A 1490-nucleotide genomic window follows, 5' to 3' on the forward strand; every position below is an offset into this window, starting at 1 on the left:
CCTCGCCGGCCTTCGGCCCTTCGAGCTGAACCGTCATGATTTCCAGTGGCTTGCCGGCCTGAGTGGCGACGGCGGCGCGTACGTCCATTGTCGGATCCTTATTTGATTGCTGCTGATTACATGCGCGATGGGCCGGGCCGCCGGGGCGGCTCAAAGCGCCTTTTCGAGTTCCGGCAGGACGTCGAAGAGGTCGGCGACGAGGCCGTAGTCGGCGACCTGGAAGATCGGCGCCTCCTCGTCCTTGTTGATCGCGACGATCACCTTGGAATCCTTCATGCCGGCGAGGTGCTGGATCGCCCCGGAGATGCCGCAGGCGATGTAGAGGTCGGGCGCGACCACCTTGCCGGTCTGGCCGACCTGCCAGTCGTTCGGGGCATAGCCGGCATCGACGGCGGCGCGGCTTGCGCCGACGGCGGCGCCGAGCTTGTCGGCGACCGGCAGGATCACTTCCTTGAATTTTTCCGACGAGCCGAGCGCCCGGCCGCCGGAGATGATGATCTTCGCCGAGGTCAGTTCCGGCCGGTCCGACGACGACAGCGCGTCGGCAACGAAGCTGGAAACGCCCGGATCGGCGGCGGCCGCAACCGTCTCGATCGCGGCCGAACCGCCTTCAGCGGCAGCGGCGAACGAGGCCGTGCGCACGGTGATCACCTTCTTGGCTTCGCTCGCCTGCACCGTCTGGATGGCGTTGCCGGCATAGATCGGCCGCTTGAAGGTGTCGGACGACAGCACCTCGATGATCTCCGAGACCTGGGCGACGTCGAGCAGCGCGGCAACGCGCGGCAAAACGTTCTTGCCGACCGAGGTGGCGGCGGCAATGATGGTGTCGTAGCCGCCGGCGAGCGCGACGATCGTGGCGGCGAGCGGCTCGGCGAGATTGTTGGCAAGGCTGGCGTCGTCGGCGACCAGCACCTTGGCCACACCGGCAAGCTTCGCCGCTTGATCGGCGATCGCTTTGACGTTCGAGCCGGCGACCAGCACATGCACGTCGGAGCCGATCTTGGTGGCGGCGGTCAGCGCCTTGGCCGTCTGGTCGGAAAGGTGGGTGGTGTCGTGGTCAGCCAGAAGCAGAATGGCCATGAGAAATGTCTCCCTTTCGGTTTGAGCTCAACGATCCGTTCCCGATCGGAGCTTCGAGATTGTGAAGTGGTTCATGCGTTTGTCCGGAAACCGGTTGCCACTTTCCGGACGCATGAAGATTGTGAAGTGGTTCATGCGTTGGTCCGGAGAACCGGTTCCCACTTTCCGGACGCATGACCTAAAGCACGCCGGCTTCGCCCTTGAGCTTCTCGACCAGCTCGGCGACCGACTTGACCTTGATGCCGGCCTTGCGGCCGGACGGCTCTTCCGTCTTCAACACTTTCAGCCGCGGCGAAGTGTCGACGCCGAAGTCGGCCGGGCTCTTCTTGTCGAGCGGCTTCTTCTTCGCCTTCATGATGTTCGGCAGCGAGGCATAACGCGGCTCGTTCAGACGAAGATCGGTGGTCACC

The 1490-nt window shown here is 64.4% G+C and carries 1 protein-coding gene and 2 pseudogenes; all 3 read right to left on the minus strand.

The features are described from left to right. Positions 1 to 88: pseudogene (locus tag QN222_RS30180) on the minus strand (GNAT family N-acetyltransferase); the annotation flags it as partial. 62 nt (positions 89 to 150) lie between these two features. Then, positions 151 to 1080, minus strand: a complete 930-nt coding sequence (locus QN222_RS30185; RefSeq protein ID WP_283966065.1) for an electron transfer flavoprotein subunit alpha/FixB family protein — start codon at positions 1078 to 1080, stop codon at positions 151 to 153. Positions 1081 to 1258: 178 nt separating this feature from the next. Continuing rightward, positions 1259 to 1490 (minus strand): annotated as a pseudogene (locus QN222_RS30190) (electron transfer flavoprotein subunit beta/FixA family protein); the annotation flags it as partial.

The sequence above is a fragment of the Sinorhizobium sp. 6-70 genome (genome assembly GCF_030124375.1).
GTDB lineage: Bacteria > Pseudomonadota > Alphaproteobacteria > Rhizobiales > Rhizobiaceae > Sinorhizobium.